Source organism: Peribacillus sp. FW305-BF15, from assembly GCF_058783805.1.
Map to the genome: position 1 here is coordinate 22,305 of NZ_JBYSYV010000036.1, position 17,919 is coordinate 40,223.

Annotated in this window: 15 protein-coding genes and 1 pseudogene; 4 read left to right on the forward strand and 12 right to left on the reverse strand. The window is 35.6% G+C overall.

Annotation, left to right across the window (positions count from 1 at the left end; translation table 11 throughout):
- Positions 1–340: 340 nt before the first annotated feature.
- A complete protein-coding gene (locus AC3WLU_RS24915; RefSeq protein WP_413005026.1) occupies positions 341–484 on the reverse strand; it encodes a hypothetical protein in 144 nt (47 codons plus the stop codon).
- Positions 484–1,335 carry an SDR family NAD(P)-dependent oxidoreductase gene (locus AC3WLU_RS24920; protein WP_413005028.1) on the reverse strand — a complete coding sequence of 284 codons (852 nt, stop codon included), beginning with the start codon at positions 1,333–1,335 and terminating at the stop codon, positions 484–486. The genes AC3WLU_RS24915 and AC3WLU_RS24920 overlap by 1 nt, the downstream gene beginning before the upstream one ends.
- Positions 1,336–1,626: 291 nt before the next feature.
- On the opposite strand from AC3WLU_RS24920, the gene AC3WLU_RS24925 reads away from it, so the two are divergent.
- The gene (locus AC3WLU_RS24925) at positions 1,627–2,277 is read left to right on the forward strand and encodes a TetR/AcrR family transcriptional regulator (RefSeq protein WP_063574439.1); all 651 of its coding nucleotides are present in this window, start codon (positions 1,627–1,629) and stop codon (positions 2,275–2,277) included.
- Between the two features lie 265 nt (positions 2,278–2,542).
- On the opposite strand, the gene AC3WLU_RS24930 is transcribed toward AC3WLU_RS24925, so the two are convergent.
- The 5 genes from AC3WLU_RS24930 to AC3WLU_RS24950 form a co-directional block, all read right to left on the reverse strand.
- Entirely contained in the window at positions 2,543–2,728 is a 186-nt protein-coding gene (locus AC3WLU_RS24930) for a hypothetical protein (protein ID WP_034306238.1), read from the reverse strand.
- A 488-nt stretch (positions 2,729–3,216) separates the two neighbouring features.
- Complete coding sequence (locus AC3WLU_RS24935) at positions 3,217–3,957, reverse strand: SDR family oxidoreductase (RefSeq protein ID WP_411739393.1); 741 nt, start codon at positions 3,955–3,957, stop codon at positions 3,217–3,219.
- A gap of 52 nt (positions 3,958–4,009) precedes the next feature.
- On the reverse strand, positions 4,010–5,134 hold the full coding sequence (locus AC3WLU_RS24940; protein ID WP_413005031.1) for an NADH-dependent flavin oxidoreductase: 1,125 nt from the start codon (positions 5,132–5,134) through the stop codon (positions 4,010–4,012).
- A gap of 236 nt (positions 5,135–5,370) precedes the next feature.
- Complete coding sequence (locus AC3WLU_RS24945; RefSeq protein ID WP_492598103.1) at positions 5,371–5,745, reverse strand: MerR family transcriptional regulator; 375 nt, start codon at positions 5,743–5,745, stop codon at positions 5,371–5,373.
- 425 nt (positions 5,746–6,170) lie between these two features.
- Positions 6,171–6,620, reverse strand: a complete 450-nt coding sequence (locus AC3WLU_RS24950; protein WP_492598104.1) for a CBO0543 family protein — start codon at positions 6,618–6,620, stop codon at positions 6,171–6,173.
- Positions 6,621–7,129: 509 nt separating this feature from the next.
- Here AC3WLU_RS24950 and AC3WLU_RS24955 point away from each other — a divergent pair.
- Positions 7,130–8,515 carry a cytochrome P450 gene (locus AC3WLU_RS24955; RefSeq protein ID WP_413004932.1) on the forward strand — a complete coding sequence of 462 codons (1,386 nt, stop codon included), beginning with the start codon at positions 7,130–7,132 and terminating at the stop codon, positions 8,513–8,515.
- A gap of 620 nt (positions 8,516–9,135) precedes the next feature.
- On the opposite strand, the gene AC3WLU_RS24960 is transcribed toward AC3WLU_RS24955, so the two are convergent.
- Complete coding sequence (locus tag AC3WLU_RS24960) at positions 9,136–9,570, reverse strand: SRPBCC family protein (RefSeq protein WP_225989259.1); 435 nt, start codon at positions 9,568–9,570, stop codon at positions 9,136–9,138.
- 741 nt (positions 9,571–10,311) lie between these two features.
- Positions 10,312–10,461, reverse strand: a complete 150-nt coding sequence (locus AC3WLU_RS24965) for a hypothetical protein (protein ID WP_034306261.1) — start codon at positions 10,459–10,461, stop codon at positions 10,312–10,314.
- Between the two features lie 851 nt (positions 10,462–11,312).
- Here AC3WLU_RS24965 and brnQ point away from each other — a divergent pair.
- Positions 11,313–12,677, forward strand: coding sequence for a branched-chain amino acid transport system II carrier protein (gene brnQ, locus AC3WLU_RS24970; protein WP_492598105.1), 1,365 nt, complete (start codon positions 11,313–11,315; stop codon positions 12,675–12,677).
- Between the two features lie 351 nt (positions 12,678–13,028).
- Here brnQ and AC3WLU_RS24975 read toward each other — a convergent pair whose 3' ends face one another.
- The 3 genes and pseudogenes from AC3WLU_RS24975 to AC3WLU_RS24985 all read right to left on the reverse strand — a co-directional run bounded on the left by AC3WLU_RS24975 (position 13,029) and on the right by AC3WLU_RS24985 (position 16,384).
- Positions 13,029–13,580: a GNAT family N-acetyltransferase gene (locus tag AC3WLU_RS24975; protein ID WP_063574457.1), complete on the reverse strand. Its 552-nt coding sequence runs from the start codon at positions 13,578–13,580 to the stop codon at positions 13,029–13,031.
- Between the two features lie 52 nt (positions 13,581–13,632).
- Positions 13,633–13,916: pseudogene (locus AC3WLU_RS24980) on the reverse strand (tyrosine-type recombinase/integrase); the annotation flags it as partial.
- 308 nt (positions 13,917–14,224) lie between these two features.
- On the reverse strand, positions 14,225–16,384 hold the full coding sequence (locus AC3WLU_RS24985; RefSeq protein ID WP_492598106.1) for a S8 family serine peptidase: 2,160 nt from the start codon (positions 16,382–16,384) through the stop codon (positions 14,225–14,227).
- A 1,264-nt stretch (positions 16,385–17,648) separates the two neighbouring features.
- Here AC3WLU_RS24985 and AC3WLU_RS24990 point away from each other — a divergent pair.
- A partial coding sequence (locus tag AC3WLU_RS24990) for a VanZ family protein (RefSeq protein WP_492598107.1) occupies positions 17,649–17,919 on the forward strand: 271 nt, incomplete at its 3' end.

Genomic DNA, 17,919 nt, shown 5'->3' on the forward strand with positions numbered 1-17,919 from the left:
ATTACACAATGTTAGAATTTATGAAATCGCTGTAAGAGTGATAGAGTTTGAAAGAAATCTAATAACTTATTTTATTGCTCAATTATCTGACCCAATTTTTGAACAGAGGTTAAACAGCACGCTCTAACTATCCTGCCCCGTTCGTACAATTGGTTACTCGATGTACTTCCACCTCTTTATCCTACTAGTAATTCAATCAAACTCCACCCTCTTTCGAGATGTAGCATTTAAATAAAGTTTAATCAGAGATATCTCGCAAACCCACATTTTACGATAAATAAAAAGAATCTATTTTGAAAAAAGATTGATCAAAATAGATTACTATTCAGATTATTCCAGTTCAATTTTTATAAAATATTTTAATCAATTTCAGTGTATCTAAAGTTTGTCTGCCTTCTCGAATTGAATGTGCCAGCTTTCCATGACTTTCCCGGATGGGTTGATGGACAGAAGCATTAGCTGAAATATTTGCCGATTTAGCCATCAGTGCACCTCCTCGATCATCCATCCTGCAAGATCGGACGGACCGGCCGACTTCTTATTGCTGGCGGAGCCGTCGCGTGGACGAAGCATGCCGCCAACGAGACGAAGTCCCTGTTTCCTCGTCATGAATCGTCCGATCTGCGTACCTATATAATTCTGTGTACCCGGAACGACATACAGTTTCCCGTCCTTCAATGCCCGAAGCGCAACTTCCACTACCCGCTCCGGTGTGTCTTTCTTACCGACGGCGGCTTCTTCCGCGCCTACGACGTTGAAGAAGCCGGTGTCCGTCGCTCCGGGACAAAGCGTGAAAAATCGGACGCCACTGTTGCGGTTTTCCCACCACAAGGCTTGGGTAAACGACAAGACGAAGGCTTTCGTTGCTCCGTATACGGCCATATAGGGAAGGGGCTGAAATCCGGCGGTCGATGCGACATTGATAACGGCCCCGGAGTTTCTACACAACATATCCGGCAAGAACAAGTGCGTCATATCTACAACAGCGGCAACATTGAGCATGACTTCCTCATGCTGGCGCACGCCTGACACTTGTTCAAACAAACCGTGCGTGGCAAAGCCGGCGTTGTTGACTAGCAATTCGATCTCTAAATTCAGAAGTTGACATTGCCGATATAACTCGCCTGGCGCGCCCTCTTTGCCAAGATCGGTAGGAATCACCTCGACCTTGACGCCGTATTTCTTTCTAAGCTCCGATGCTAGGTTCTCCAGCTTGTTTTTCGATCGGGCTACGAGTACAAGGTCCCCACCCTCTTTGGCCAATTGTCGGGCGAATTGCTCTCCGATGCCGGATGAAGCTCCCGTGACAAGCGCCCAATTTCCTTTTATGTTCATTGTGCAACTCCCCTATCCACTTTTTTACAATTAGGAAACGGTGTTACTTTTCCCTTAAAAATAATTCCTGACTCTCTTAAGAGTCAAGAATTATGATACCTTTCGGTAACACTGTTTCTAATTGAAATCATTGTAACTAAGCTTTTTAAGAAAGTCAACATCGTTTTTTGAATCGTTGGTTTTTGGCATCCCTTGCAACATTGACAACGCTCCGACAATTATATTAAAATTCCTGTTAAGAGCTGGAAACATTGTTTCTTATTAAAAATGTATTAATTGAGGGTGATAGCGATGACAGACCAAAATAATTCCTTCGATGCAAATACGAAAAAGTTGGAAACGTATCAGGAGGCTCGCTTGAAAAATATTGAAAATCTTCGAAAGCTCGTCGTCGATGCTGCGGCAACGATTTTGTACGATGAGGGTCCTGAAGCTGTGACGGTGCGTAAAGTTGCGCAGAAGATGAATTGCTCAACCAAAATCATATACAACCTGTTTGTCAATAAAGATGGACTGGCTCAGCAGCTTTATCTCGACGGCTGCAAGCTTCTCGCCAACGAATTCGAGAGAACGCCGCGCGCTGACGATCCGATGCAGCAGCTGTTTAATTTAGGCGAAACCTTCTGGCAATTCGGACAGCGATACTCCGGTTATTACAAGCTGATGTTCGGAGGAGCCTTCGCGGATTTCAAACCAGACGAGGAGAGCATACACGGCACCGTAACAGCCATGCGGCAATTGTTGACGGTAATTGGTAATGCGCAAGAGCAGGGACTGATTACCGGTCCGTATGACACGGAAACCGTCGTCCGTATCTTCTGGGCGTCGCTTCACGGTGTTATCCATCTTTACATGTGCGGACATTTTGGTGATGTGCAGACCGCACATGCCGTTTACGAGCAAACGTTGTCTTTGGTTGTCGGTTCGTTATTTTCGAGTTGAGGCTTCTAGAGAGGGAAAAAGCACCTTAGGGTGTCTTTTCTTTATTTTTTAACACGTCGCAACTTTATTTCAAAACGACACGAGGGTATTTTTTTAATACAAGCAATCTTGATAAATAAATGAATAAATAGAAAGGGCATGTTTTGAAAAAGATTAATCAAAACATGCCCTTATACTATTTAATTGGATTCTTCTTTTATAATAAAGATTGAACATGTTCATGTTCCTTATTCGCTGGTGTATAACTCCAAGATTTTACCGATTTTCATTTAGTACGCTCACGGGAAAACCAATACTTTGTTTTGATATTTCGATAAGTCCCGATGTCTTTGATCAGCTCGGCAATAAGATCATAACCGCAATATGTGTGCCTCAGCGTGCTAAATTCATCCAATGTGACATAATCATCACTCTTTAATTCAACGTGACACTCTCCACAACAAATCCCCATATCCAACACCTCCAAAAAGTATATTAATATATTCGTCGAAACTTGGTGGCCATCCTTCTTTCGTACAAAAAACAGGTCTATTGACGGTCCTTTAATGTTTGTTAGTTTTTCAAAATTATCTAGACCTAATTATAAAAAACCTTAATAAATAATAGAGAGTACATATTAGCCATGTCTAATATGTACTCTCCTTTTTTCTTTTTAGTGAACTAACGCAACCGTTAGTTTAAGTACAATGCTTCACAAACTTAAAATTTAATCTATTTTTTAATTTTATTAATGAATTAATTTCCATTTAAACATTAAACGTTCAAATAAAAGTATATTGTTCAGAGGAAGCATGTTATCTAATCACGTACAATGGGAATAAGTCCTATTGCAAATGTATCTGAATATAGCATTTTCTCAACCTTTCATTATTTGCAAAGTATAAGGTAATAAACAAGCAGCCCCAAAAAAGTGGGGCTGCCTCATTACAAAAGTTTCTTTTAGAGTTCTTGAATGGTTGGACGAACAATCATCTCATTAATCGCTACATCTGATGGTTGTTCGATTGCAAATCCAATGGCACGAGCAATGCTTGCAGGTTCGATTCCAATTTTAGTATCTTCCACAATGGCAGATTTCAATTCTGGATCTGAAATAGTTTCAAGCAATTCAGTAGTAATAGTTCCAGGCGAAATAATCGTTGTACGAATATTGTTGCTAGCCTCTTCTATACGGAGACCTTCAGTGATAGCACGTACAGCAAACTTTGTACCGCTATAAACTGAGCTCGCAGGGAAGACTAAATGACCAGCGATAGAGGAAACGTTAATAATATGCCCTTCTTTTCTTTCTCTCATTGACGGAAGCACAGCAGCAATACCATAAAGTACACCCTTTATGTTCACATCAATCATCGTATTCCATTCATTGATTTTTTTCTGATGAACAGGTGATAGAGGCATAACACCAGCATTATTGACTATTACATCAATTTTCCCAAACTCTTTAAGAGCAAATTCAGCTAACTCTTCCATTTGTTCATGTGAAGCAACGTCAGTCACCTTAAAAATAACTTGACCGCCATTCTGATGAATTTCTTCTTGTAATTTCTTTAAACGTTCTTGTCGACGAGCTGCCAGAACCAGCTTCGCTCCTTTAGATGCAAGTTCTCTAGCAGTAGCTTCTCCAATCCCACTAGAGGCACCCGTTATAATGACAACCTTATCTTGGATATTTGACATATAATTAATTCCTTTCTATACGTAATAAAGACAGTAACTTTTCTTTTCGATTTTAATCCTCGATATTAAACCATGGACCTGAAGCTTGAATTATGCCCCAAAGTTTTTCTGGAAGCATAAGATCGTCCACTTGTGAAGTCTTAATGGTTGTCTTAATTTCAGTTTCTTTTCCATTCTGAACCTTTTCTACCCAGTCTGGATTCATGATTAACGTATGACCAACTGCTGCTAGAGATAGACCCTTATCTAATGCAGATGCAACTTCATCAGCAGTTACCATCGAGCCTGCGGCCATTACAGGAACTCTGCCGTTTACATGTTCAACAATTAATTCAAGTCGTGTTTTTCCATCTTCAATACCTCGTGGTTTTGAAGATACATCATCAAGCGAAGCATGAATATAATCCAAATCCTGTTCAACCAGACGGTCAATTAATTCATACGTATCTTCCATTCCATAACCACCTTGTTCTTCAGGTGATATTCTGTAACCAAAAATAAACGGGCTTTTCGCATGATTCTTAATCACATTTTTCATTTCCTGAATGACTGCCAATGGGAAACGTAAACGATTTTCTAAAGTTCCACCCCATTCATCCTCACGTCTGTTGAAGAAAGGAGAGAAGAAGTTTTGAAGTAAAAATCCGTGTGCGCCATGAATTTCAACACCATCAAATCCAGCTTCAATGGCTCGCCTTGTTGTTTCTCCAAATGCATAAATCACTTCCATTATTTCTTCATGTGAAAGTGCTCTAGGTAATACGGAAGGAGCAAATGCAGTTGCTTCAGTCTCTACAGCACTGGAACTTACCACTTCACCATCTGGAGTTAGAGTAGGAAGTGCTTTGTTTCCTGCATGGAAAATTTGGAGTATTGCAGGAGCTCCCCCGCTTTTGGCGGCATCAGCCAATTTCCGAAGACTTGGAATGAATTTATCGTCATAAGCTGCGAATTCATGAGTGAAACCAATACCGTTTGGTTGCACATGAGTACATCCAGATATAACAAGTCCTACTCCATTAACTCTTCTTTTATAATATTCTACTTCTTCATCTGAAATGGTGTAATCATCATTACTGGACCAAGTTGTCATTGGTGCCATAACTACTCTATTATTAAGGGTAATGCCATTTTTAAAAGTGAAAGACGCCAATAAGTTGGTGTATTTAGGATTCATTTTTATCACCTCTTTATACATATTTAGAAATATTTTTCTAGTTATTTCTTGCACCAATCTATAAAAGGATAATTACATCCTTTTTATACTTAATGTTGTAAAAAATAGTTTACTCCTTTGAGTACACTCAAAGGCAAGCATTTTTTATTTTAATTTTTCCCAGTAATATAAAACGATAATAGAAGTAGTATTCTAAAGCAGATTAAAGATATGCAAAACAAAGAACAACTGGCTAGTTATTTTTGCTCGAAACAGTCACCTATTTCATTTTCATAAAACTGTATTTTATTATCCAAATGCTCTAAACTATGATGAAGTTTCTCCAATTCTTCCATTACTTTTTTACGATGATTTTTAAGTAGGTCTAACCTATCTCCCATTGTTTCTTCCCCAAGGTGGCCCCACATGGCAAATTTTTTCATATCTTTCAGAGACATTCCCGTGTTTTTTAAGTGGAGCAAAGATTCCATCCATGCTTTATTTTCATCTGAGTATATTCTTACGTTGTTAACGTCTCTATTAACCTTAATTAGCCCTTCTCTTTCATAAAACCTCAATGTATGTGCACTTACTCCAATGATTTCAGAAAATTCACTAACAGAATATGTCATTTTATTTGCCTCCAATAATTACTGATTACCGTTTCTTCTAATTTAGTTTGAAACACAAGGAAAGTTTAATACTTAGAGTATGCTCTAAGTCAAGAAGTTTTAATTCTTCTGCATATGATGATTAACGATCTTTTAGATTTATTTCGTTAGAAAAATTTTAAAAAGGAGACATAAAGAGTAGAATAAAAAAAGTCACTTATTTGACTTCGTTATTTTCAAATAAAAAAGCAAACTCGCCGCAGTTTTGGCGAGTTTGCTTTTTTATAGCTATCACGTTCCTTATGCAACTAGACTGCCCCGTTAGTGCCATAAGAAAAAGGCTGCCTCAGCAACATTCCTTAATGAAGTAAAGCACCCGTTAGTGTTCCACAAGGGTATTTTTTTCTAAAGTAGGATAATGCTTTTATGTAGAATTAAAGGACCTTTTATTTAAAAAAAATCAATTTTCGGACTAATTTGTAATAACCATAAAGTATTAAATATGCCATCAGATAACTGACCGAAGACCAATATATATTCCATTCATTCCGGTATTCTAATTTACCTAATAATACAATTAAACTTTCCAAAAAGCTTGTACCTAAGGTAAAGACTAAAAAAGTAATTAGAGTAGACATTTTTTTATAATGAATGCTACAAATAAATAAACAGCACAGTATAGGATAAAGACCTAGATTATAGGGAATTGAGGGTAACGATAAATCTTTAAAATTTTTATCCATCTCCCAAAAGTAGTTAAATCCAATATCATTTATTAAAGTGGCTACAGCCACACCAATAGGAAAAAAAGTAATAAAAAGCCTTGTCTGATTTCTAAACAAATAAACCCCTAGGACCCAAGGAAGTATAAAACCAACAATAATATGAAAAAGCATATTTTACCCCTTTTAAATCTTTATATAATTATCCTGTCCATTTAGTTGTAGATGAAAACAACACAATCACTAATTAGAGAGGGGCTTATTTAGTAGAAATTTATGAAGATCGCATAACAAATAGTAATTCTTTAACTTCGGATTCAAATCCTTCTTCAACTAACCTGCACCAATAGTTGCATAAGAAAATGGAGCTGTTTCCAACCCCATATTTGTTAGTTCAACAATATAATAACTTTTGTAAGGTAGTTCCATACATACCTGCTTTCATTAGTAAATGAAAGTGACAACCAGGGATGAGTGCCTTTACAATTTCATAAACACTTTGATTTCGTTTATTAATAGTATTCCTTTATACACACTTATAATTTCATTCAAATTGATTAACTATCTTTTTAAAAAAATATTGTATTTGTTAGTCCTTCTTATTAACAACTTGTCCAAACCAATCAATACTTTCCTCATAGAATGAATACAAGTAATTATACCGAAATGGAGGAAACAAACCAATGAGTGACACAAATTTTTCAAATGATTCTCCAGGCCCAAAAGGAAAATTAATTACTGGCCATTCAAAGGAGTTTATTTCAGATACACTTGGCTTTCTTACCCGTTTAGCAAAAGAATATGGAGAAGTTGCTAAAATTCGTTTTGGACCTTTCCATAATGTTTACCTTATTTCAAATTCAGATTTAATTAAGCAGGTACTTGTAACAAAACAAAAATCCTTCTTGAAATCAAAGGACTTCTCTGCTTTAAAACCAGTACTCGGAGAAGGCCTTCTTACAAGTGAAAAAGAAATTCACATGCGCCAAAGAAGGCTTATTCAACCCTCTTTCAAAAAGTCTCATATTAGCAATTATGGTCAGGATATGATTGATATAACAATGGACTATATTTCCACTTGGAAAAACAGAGAAGAAAGGATTATTACGGAGGATATGATGAGCCTTGCACTGGGTATTATCAGCAAGACCATGTTCAGCATGAACCTCAAAGAAGGATATGGCATGCTCGGGGAACCTATAGAGGCCTTCATGAGAATTGCCGTTAAAAGAATGCGAACACTTCAAATGCCACTATGGGTTCCAACTAAAAACAACCGTGAATATAACATTGCGAAACAGAGACTTGATAAGGTGATTTATAGCTTTATTGAAAAACGTAGAACAGAGGCAGAGAGACATGAGGATATGCTTGGGATTCTAATGGATGCTCGAGATGATGAGGATGGCTTAGCTATGACAGACAAGCAGTTACGTGATGAGTTAATGACCATTTTCCTTGCCGGTCACGAAACAACAGCAAATGTGCTTTCCTGGACCTTATACTTGCTTTCCCAACACCCTGATGTGGAAACTAAACTTTTCAATGAAATAGATAGCGTAATCGGCAACCGTAATCTAACAACTGGCGATTTTATGAAATTAACATTCACACAAAATGTTATCTATGAATCAATGCGCATATACCCGCCTGCCTATATCATACAACGGGAAGTGGCGGAGGATGTGGTAATTGGAGGGTATCTTTTTAAAAAAGGCGATATGATCCTGTTGAGTCAGTATGTGATGCACCACAAGCCTGAGTATTTTGATAATCCAGATTCCTTTAAACCTGAGCGATTTGAAAACAACTTTATGAAAACCCTACCTCCGTTCGCTTACTTTCCATTTGGCGGAGGTCCGAGAGTTTGTATCGGTAATCATTTTGCAGTGATGGAAGCTGTGCTTGTCCTAGCATGCATTGCTCAACGATATCGGATAAGGCTGGCGCCTGACCATCATGAAGTAAAGCCACTTCCGTCTATTACACTCAGACCGAAGCGTGGATTGCGCATGGTAGTCGAAGATAGAAATATAGGAGGTTTCCAACCAGAAGCTTCTGAAAATTAAATGAATATAAGTTGTATTAATGAACAAAATTGTCACTCTACACCTAAGATAGATCCCCCCTTTAGTTCCATAAAAAAGACTGCAGCATCAACCCTATTTTTTGAAGTAAACCAGCTAACAGGATGTCAATATCTTTCTCTGAAATTTCCATTCCCCTTATGATATACTATTTCTGGCCATGCCAAATACCCCTCCAAAACCCTTTGGAAGGATTTTTCTCTGTATCAGAATCAAAGGTCCGGTAAGTAATAAAACCCAATAACAAAGATACGATAGGAATAATTATATACTGTAGCCCAAAAATAAAGGATGCTAGACCTAATAATAGAGTTAGCATCCCATAAGGATTTTGTCCTTTTATAGTATTTAACTGCACAATATCCTCCGGGGTTTTAAGAAGCCAGTTTTCGCCCTGTAATTCAACTAACGCACCTGTTGGTTCATTAAGAAGAGCGATTCTTGAATGTTGAAAAAAGGAGGCCCTCCTTTTGGACAGCCCCATTTCCGTTAATTATAAAACTTCTAGTAGAGCTCATCATTATATTGGTTACTTCAGAATGTTACCATCTATACTTCAGAGAAGGTATCTCCAAAATAAATTGGCTTTCAATCTTTGAATACTATGAGAATACTGCAATTTTACGTGCGATAGATTCGGTTAAACGAGATGCTACTTTTGGAACAGCCCATTTAATAATTGGTGTTAACACCGCACCGGATAATCCGCCTGCATGGATTTCCACCGTACAAGTCATTATTGTTTTACCATTAACATCTTCTGCAGTAAAGTGACCGCTTCCTGTAAAATTATCTGATAAACCTTTTAGTTCAAACTTAATGTTTGAAGGTTCATTCCATTCGGTAATATCTACCTGCGCTTGTATTGTTTTTTTAATACCTTTCACACTACCTTCAAATGTCCAAATAGATTGCTTGTCATTTATGATTTCATGTTCTTTATAGGCTGGTACTGTCGTTGCCCATTTTTCGAGATCACTGACATAATCCCAAACTGCTTGTACATCCACTGGAACTACTACAGTATGCGTTCCCATTGCCACTAAGATCCCCACCTTCACTATGTATGAATTGTAACTTTTCATTTCTACAAAATAATTATTACATAAAAAAGCATAAACTTACATCTCTAATTATCATAGCTTTCCTTCTTCTAATCCTCCAATTATTTGTAGAATCAAAATTTTCCAATCCTACAAAATCCGGCCCTTTAATGCAATAACAGGACAAGCGTTTTTAACCGACTTAATGTCACTTAACAGTATTCCGTATAGACCCAAAACAACACACATTAATCCTCCGAAAATAAATAAAACTTTAAGAAACCAATAATTAACTGTTTGTTGTAAGGGCTTATATATTTGATGTGTTCAAAAAATTTGCTATTATCAAACCGAAAACGAGTCGTATAAATCAAACCAGTCCAGGTTGCGATAATGCCAAATATCGTTGTAAATATAGACCAAAAAAAGTCTTTGTCCACTCTATTAACCCCACCTAACTTAACCTCTAAATTCCATAAGAATACAAAGATTTAAGAAGCATCCTAAGCCTAGTGAGTATCCAAATGATTAAAAATTTCTGCTGGAGATTACTGGTGTATCCAAAATAACGGCTGCTCTATTGAATTTTCAGTGAGAATGGATATCTGATGACGAGTTTTTTGTCACCTAATCTGAAATTTATGGAATAATAATAAACTGTGTCATCCATTGAAAAAAGAACTTCGAATAAAAAAAACATAGGGAGATTTTAGTCTTCCTATGTTTTAAATCATATTATTTATCTGTTTGTTTTTGCTTCTTTTTCAAATACTCCGCACGGATTTTTTCAAGTTGCTGCTTTTTATCAAATTTGGCAGGCATATGTTTTTCATGAAACTTTGTCACAGCTACCTTACCTTTGGTATCCAATTGATATTTTCCCACTTTGTTCACCTACTTTTCTTGTCTTTAAAGAGAATCTATTCAACCAATATAATATACCTTATTTTACTGAAGTAAACCTTATTACTTTATTAGTGTACCGCTAACTTTGCATATATCAGTAAAAACATTAAAAACTTAGTAAAATAATTCATCGCCAAATGGTATTCATTTCATTGTTATAATTAACATAAAGTGCTTTTGATTTATAATCATAGTGGATTTGATAAACTACTTTCCCTTCTGTTTTATAATTTTCTTCCGTTTGAACACTTTGTGATAAAGTTAGATACATTGAAAATAAAAAAAGTACTTTTCAAGGTTACCTTCAACACCGATATAAAACCATCTCTTATATAGTTCATTTTTATTGTGTCGGGTTCTATTTATTTTATGTCCCTTATTTGAAAATAGAATAGCCTACTGCAACTAACCTGCCATAGTCCATAATCCACTTTATACCTCCTAATGACAACTTTATTTCTTGTTTTTTCCTCCTTTTTATCCTTTAAAGAGTAAGCAGTATATATTACAATATATTAATATCAATAAAATGGTATTTCAGTTAATAATTACACATTACTAATAGGGAGCTAAGGGGAATTCCCTGTAATTCACACCGATTATCATTTAATCGTTATCATGGTAGTAATAGTTCTGCTTGTCGTTAAAATTTTAAAGAACCTATTGCATATTAAATAAGGCCACCCAAAAGGAGAAACTTAAAATTTACATTGAAATTAATTTTATCTAGTCATAATACGATAAAATCTTATGTATTTAGTTTGTGAATAATTTTTTGAAAATTACTTTTTTCAAAAAGTGAAATTCAGTTATTTTATGGAGGGTTTAATTTGCCTACTAAAGTACCGTTTTCATTTATAGTAGTTATTGGTTTAATGTTATTTGCTCTATTTTTTGGGGCAGGAAATTTAATTTTTCCACCAATGCTTGGTCAATCAGCAGGAATAAATATCTGGTCAGCAAATGCAGGGTTTTTAATAACAGGAGTCGGCCTACCGTTACTTGGTGTGTTAGCACTTGGTTTTTCGGGGAAAGATGATTTACAGTCGTTAGCAAGTCGGGTAAATCCTGTATTTGGTATTGTATTCACAACCGTTCTTTATTTAGCCATTGGTCCTTTATTTGCTTTGCCTAGATCAGGAAACGTTTCTTTTGAAATCGGTGTAAAACCTTTTTTGTCCGAAAATTCAGGCTCTACACCTTTACTTATTTTTACACTCATCTTTTTTAGCATTACGTGCCTTTTTTCGATCAATCCCGCGAGAGTTGTCGGAATTGTCGGGAAAATACTAACACCAATCAAGATAACGTTCATTGGAATCCTAGTAGTAGTTGCTTTTAAACATCCAATCGGAGATTTTCAAGCACCTATTAAGAATTATTCAGTTCAACCATTTTTTAATGGGTTTAGAGAAGGTTATTTAACAATGGATACGCTTGCATCTTTTGTTTTTGGCATCATCATCATTAATGCCATTAAAGAAAAAGGTGCAAAAACAAAAAAACAAATTATGGTTGTTTGTGCAAAAGCAACTGGAATTGCTGCCTTTTTCCTAGCAACCATGTATTCAGCTCTTTCTTATATGGGTGCTTCAAGTGTAGAAAAACTTGGACACCTGGAAAATGGAGGTACCATCTTAGCAAAAGTCTCGGATTATTATTTTGGAGCTTATGGCGGGATATTATTAGGGTTAATGATTACAGTAGCTTGTTTAACAACAAGCGTAGGACTTGTTACATCTTGTTCTTCATTCTTCCATAAACTATTTCCAAAGGTATCTTACAAAACAATTGCTATTAGTTTATCTATTTTTAGTGCAATAGTTGCCAATATTGGGCTAACACAGTTGATTGCAGTTTCAATTCCTCTCCTAACAGCTATTTATCCATTAGCTATTGTATTAATTTTTTTAACATTTTTTCATTCTTTATTTAAAGGGAAAGCAGAAGTGTATCAAGGAAGCTTACTTTTAACATTTATCATTAGTTTATTTGATGGATTAAACCGAGCTGGTATACGCTTTTCATCCATTAATAATTTCTTTCATGAAATTCTTCCTCTGTATGATGTAGGACTAGGGTGGATTATCCCAGCAATTGTTGGAGGATTTATAGGGTTTAGCAGTAGCATAATACGAGTGAAATTCGGTCTTAATCATCCAACTAGAATAGTTAAAAGAAAAAAAATCTCTTAAAAATGTCAACCATTTTTTCTATTTGTTGACATTTTAATCGAACGGCACCTGTTCGTTCTATAAGGGGTAGCGTCAGGAAAATGCAGATTTACAACGTTAAGGAAATTTCGATATTAAAAAGCCCAATTTCTCAGCATTAAAATTGAGAATTGGGCTTTTTTCGTTATTCAACTAACCTGCCCCGTTAGTGACATAAGAAAAAGGCTGCCTCACCCAAACTTCCTTTAGTAAAATAAGTGCAGCCAGATGTTTCTGGTTGAACCCATTAATTCACCGTCGGTCCACCATTTGGCGAATAATTCAGCATATCTCCACCCAAAAACGGAACCGATTACAAATAAGCAGTATAATCTATAATCCTACTAAGTTAATAATTCCATAATATACTAGATCTTCAAATCGATTTTCTTTCCTCACATGGTCAATTAATATCCCTTCTTTTTTCAAGCCCAATTTTTGCATCACTCTTCCTGAAGCTGGATTTGAATTAAAGTAACGAGCAAATACTTTATGGTATTGCTTTTCTTCAAATGCAAAATGTAATATAGCTTGCGCTGCCTCTGTAGCATATCCATTTCCCCAAAATTTTTTACCAATCCAATAGGCTATTTCACCATTATTAAACTTTTGGTTGTTAGATAACGCTATAGCTCCATATAATTTTCCACTTTCCTTATCTGTTATAGCAAATTCATATGACTTATTAGCATTAAAATTATCAAGATGATGCTCAATCCATGATAAAGCATCCTCTATAGTGTATGGATAAGGTAGGTACAATGTATTTTTATAAATATTATAATTATTACAAAGTTTAGTAACTGCTACTGCATCAGATTTTTGAAAAATTCTTAGTACTAGCCTTTTAGTGGTAATTGTTTTATTTAAATTATCATATATCATTAGAATTCCCCCCTAATTTTGGATACTAATAGTTCCATAAGAAATTTCTATGGCGGCGAATGGGGCGTTCTCCCTTCCTGGACGGGAATAAATAGGGACTCGGGACGCTTTGGGCGTACTCAAAGACCTCTTCAAAGCAATTCGCGATATACATGTCGCGGATTTTTTGCGTTTTGCCTTCCTTGACCCGAAGAATCTTGTTTTGTTTGCCTTTAAGGTCAGGATCTGCTTCGTGGTGAGTTTGAGTAGGTCCCCAACACGTAAGCCGGTCTCACAGCCTAAAACAAACAGGATGTAATCGCGCTCCGAACAATGGCGCTTCAGCGCCCATTTCATATCTTCTAACTGCTGCTGATCCCGGATCGGCTGCACATTTTTTGTTGTGTCATCATCATCGACCTCCCCTTCTTCAAACCCTTATGTACCAATGATTTGAATGTACGATAATTTCACAAAATCATACATTTCTAACTTTTAGGCATTCATTTTTACTAGATATATGGAAGGATTTAACCGGGCTAATGATTAATTAAGAAATACATAGCTATTAAAGATAGGATTATGGGAACCTTTCCCGAACACAAAAACCCTTAACTTCATCCTCTTTATGGATGAAGCTAAAGGTATACATATATATATAACAACTATTTTAAAACTGAGATGGAATCAACATTCACCTCTGTAGAAGTTTTACGGGCAACAGGATCTGCCTGACCAGTCCATTCAATAGATAATACGTGCTTACCTGCAGTTAGTCCTGTTTTACTGAAGATTTCTTCTTTATACTTAGGAGTAGCAGCATGCAAGCTATAGTTTGCTGATTTTCCGTCCAATGTCACTTTTACAATTCCTTGTTTGTCATTTTTTATAGCTTTATAGGATATTCCTGTACCATTAAACACAATTTTCACCGTTGAACCGGTTTGGTTTGTACTTGTGTATGAGCTTGCCGACGCACTTCCATCGGATATTTTATTCCATGTTCCTTCATATCCAAAATATTTACTTGTATTTTCATATGTTCCTGCTCCAATGCCTTCTGTAACAGAAAGAGTGTATTTTCCAGCTCCACTAAAAGCGTGGGCATTCAAATAATATGTGCCTGTTTTAGGAGCTGTAAAAGTAAAGGACTCCTTGGATGAATTTGTAATTTCTGAATGTGCTACAATGCCGTTGCTCGAATTTACAGTCTTTGTAGTGTCGTTATACAAATATAAATCAAAGTCCGTCCCGGAATCACCAGTTAGTGTAGCCTTCACCTTTTCCCCTTTTAATAGTTTAATAGAATAAACATCATTTTTATCTTTACTTGCATCAAGTGAGGTACTGATACTTCCTCCCTTCCAAGCAATACCAGGGATATCAGAATCTACCTCGAAATTAACAGCTTTCCCTGCATTCACAAGTCCTCCCGTACCAACTTTTCCTGTTAATGAAGACAGCTTTGTAGTGGTTCTCAAGATGGCATCCTTGATTTGAATGGGAGTATACGATGAACGTGCGCTTTTTACTAACGCTGCTACTCCTGTAACATGCGGGGTAGCCATGGATGTTCCATCAAGATATTCATAAGCCGTAGAATAGTCGCCTTCCACACTTGGGGTTGTACTTAAAATACTTTCACCAGGAGCAGCGACATCTACGCTTTTTACACCGTAGTTAGAAAAACCTGAAAGATTTCCTGTATTGTTAATAGAGGCTACAGAAAGAATGTTAGGCAAATCATAAGCAGCAGGATACATTGGACTTGTATCCGAGTTCTCTGCAAAGTTACCTGCCGCAGCTATAAATAAGGTGCCTGAGTTTTTAATAGCATCCTTTAATGCTTGTGAATTTTCTCCTCCACCCCATGAGTTATTCAAAATCTTTACACCTTTTGCCTTAGCATATTCTATGGCAACAATCGCATCAGATTCGTACCCTCCATATGGTCCGAGAAACTTGAGAGGCATAATTTTAACATTTGGAGCAATACCGGTAACTCCAATTTTATTTGCTTTTGCAGCTATTGTTCCTGCAACATGAGTTCCGTGGAAGTCTTCCTCTCCTCGAATGAACAATTTATTATTTTTATCATAAAAATTCCAGCCGTTTACATCGTCTATATATCCATTTTTATCATTATCAATTCCATCGTTAGGAATTTCTTCTGTGTTTACCCAAATTCTATCTTTTAATTCTGGGTGATTAATTTCGATTCCTGTATCAATCACTCCAATAACAAGAGAGGAACTGCCCTTTGTATTAGCCCATGCTGCTTCCGTATTTATATCAATACCTTTTTTACCAACTTGTCCTAATATTTCCTGTCCAGTATTTTTAAGTCCCCATAGTTCGCTATATAGGGGATCTGTAACTGCTGTCGGTTGATATACATAGTTTGGCTCTACATACTCAACATTAGAAGAAGCGTTAAGTTCTTTTAACACTTCTGCCATCTTTTTATTTTTGGAAAATTTCATTACATGTGTTCCTTCTTTATTCAATTCTTTTGCATTTGTTAAACCTAAAGTAGTGCTCAGGGATCCTAGACTTTTTATGGAGTAATTCTTTTTAAATTTTACGATAACCTCATTTTCTTTATACTTCTTTGGTTTGTTATTATTAAAATAAGTAAGGATTTCCCTTTTTTTAACTTCGCTACTATCTACTTTTATTATCTCCTCTTGTATGTTTCCTTCTACCTTTTTCTCATGTTTAACAACTTGAGGAGTATTCGCAGAAGTGGCAGCAAATGTTGTTGTCCCCCCAAATAATAATCCTACAGCCCCGCATATACCTATTATCTTTTTTGATATTCTCATTCTCTAATCTCCCTCAGCTTTTTTGTTTTCATGATAATAATTTGGTAAGAACAAAAACCTCCAATATCCATTTATTAGATATGAAATTCTTTTGCCAAAAAAGGATCAAATTCAGTATTTTTTTAGTTTAAAAAATAGAAAATAACTAAACTTTTCCTAATCTGGTATTTTCTAACAACTAACCACAAGTTTAATAGATGTGAATTAAATATTCAAGTATTCATTTAGAAAAAAATGTATATTAATAAGGTGAATGACTAAATAGAAGGGGCATGTTTTGAAAAAAGATTAATCAAAACATGCCCTAATACTATTTAATTGGATTATTCTTTTATAAAAAAGATTGGTCATTTTTGTGTTCCTTCATCAATTAACGCACCTGTTAGCCATCCATGAAGCGCAAAAATCGGCGATTCACCACAAAGAATGAAAATGGTTAGGTAGTGTCAATACTGATACTGACCTTAATCCAGTCAACCCTAATCCATAGACTAATTATTTACGCTCTCCTCTTTTTTTTAACGATTGAGGAGGGTCTTTGCCATTTTTCATTTTTAAAGGAACTTATTTTCATGGTAGTTCCATAAAAAAAAGCTGCCTTAAGACAGCTCCGATCTTCAGCTAACGCCCCTGTTCGTTCATTAAGAAAAGCGATTCTTATCGGAACAACTTTATCGACGTGAATTTCTCTGGACGGTATGTCAAAATCCATTAATTATTGGTGTTGGTTTTGATTAAAGTTTGATTAAAAGTTTTATGTAAGCCCCAAGCTATGGCTAATAAAAGAAATCAAAATGGTTTCCTTTCCTTTTAAATGGACTCTCCATTGTATAAAAAAGTTTAATCAAAACTCATTTAGAAATCTTTGATTGAAAAGATAAAGTATCACAACTTTATACAAAACCTCGCATCTATCTTCAAACATCGCAATTTTATTTTAAAGACACAATTACCAATGGCGGATTCCTAAGAATATTAATAATAAATTTCAAGTGAAAATTTAAGAAAAATTTAATATTTACCCCACTTTTTATTTTAGATGTTTTTCCTATCCTATATACAAGTTACTTTATGGAGGAGAATAAAAATGAAAAAGTGGGGATTTTATTGGTTTTTGCATTAACCTTTAATCTTAAGATATACCGGTATCCCAAGATAAAGTGGAAGATCAAATCCGAAAAATTTTCGGAGATGATAGCATAGTGTAAAGTAGGTTAAAGCATTGGTTATGAATTTGAAAATGAATTAGGAATTGAGGATTTATATGGAAAAATCAAAAGACAATCAAAAAAGAATAACTGCTTTCTTGTTGGCAGTATATTTATTTGCATTAACATGGGTTATAATCTTTAAAATGCAATTTTCAATCCAAGGCTTGCCGGATTTTAGGGAAATCAACTTAATCCCTTTTGCTGGTTCAGCTAATGTTAATAATCAAATAGATTTTAATGAAATACTCTACAATGTACTTGCATTTATCCCATTTGGAATTTATATCAGTATGCTGAAACCAAATTGGTCTTTCTTGAAAAAGA

What these genes read in the sequence shown, in the direction of transcription:
- AC3WLU_RS24915 (WP_413005026.1), bottom strand. Translation starts at nt 484, where the DNA reads ATGGCTAAATCGGCAAATATTTCAGCTAATGCTTCTGTCCATCAACCC.
- AC3WLU_RS24920 (WP_413005028.1), bottom strand. Translation starts at nt 1,335, where the DNA reads ATGAACATAAAAGGAAATTGGGCGCTTGTCACGGGAGCTTCATCCGGC.
- AC3WLU_RS24925 (WP_063574439.1), top strand. Translation starts at nt 1,627, where the DNA reads ATGACAGACCAAAATAATTCCTTCGATGCAAATACGAAAAAGTTGGAA.
- AC3WLU_RS24930 (WP_034306238.1), bottom strand. Translation starts at nt 2,728, where the DNA reads ATGGGGATTTGTTGTGGAGAGTGTCACGTTGAATTAAAGAGTGATGAT.
- AC3WLU_RS24935 (WP_411739393.1), bottom strand. Translation starts at nt 3,957, where the DNA reads ATGTCAAATATCCAAGATAAGGTTGTCATTATAACGGGTGCCTCTAGT.
- AC3WLU_RS24940 (WP_413005031.1), bottom strand. Translation starts at nt 5,134, where the DNA reads ATGAATCCTAAATACACCAACTTATTGGCGTCTTTCACTTTTAAAAAT.
- AC3WLU_RS24945 (WP_492598103.1), bottom strand. Translation starts at nt 5,745, where the DNA reads ATGACATATTCTGTTAGTGAATTTTCTGAAATCATTGGAGTAAGTGCA.
- AC3WLU_RS24950 (WP_492598104.1), bottom strand. Translation starts at nt 6,620, where the DNA reads ATGCTTTTTCATATTATTGTTGGTTTTATACTTCCTTGGGTCCTAGGG.
- AC3WLU_RS24955 (WP_413004932.1), top strand. Translation starts at nt 7,130, where the DNA reads ATGAGTGACACAAATTTTTCAAATGATTCTCCAGGCCCAAAAGGAAAA.
- AC3WLU_RS24960 (WP_225989259.1), bottom strand. Translation starts at nt 9,570, where the DNA reads ATGGGAACGCATACTGTAGTAGTTCCAGTGGATGTACAAGCAGTTTGG.
- AC3WLU_RS24975 (WP_063574457.1), bottom strand. Translation starts at nt 13,580, where the DNA reads ATGATATATGATAATTTAAATAAAACAATTACCACTAAAAGGCTAGTA.
- AC3WLU_RS24985 (WP_492598106.1), bottom strand. Translation starts at nt 16,384, where the DNA reads ATGAGAATATCAAAAAAGATAATAGGTATATGCGGGGCTGTAGGATTA.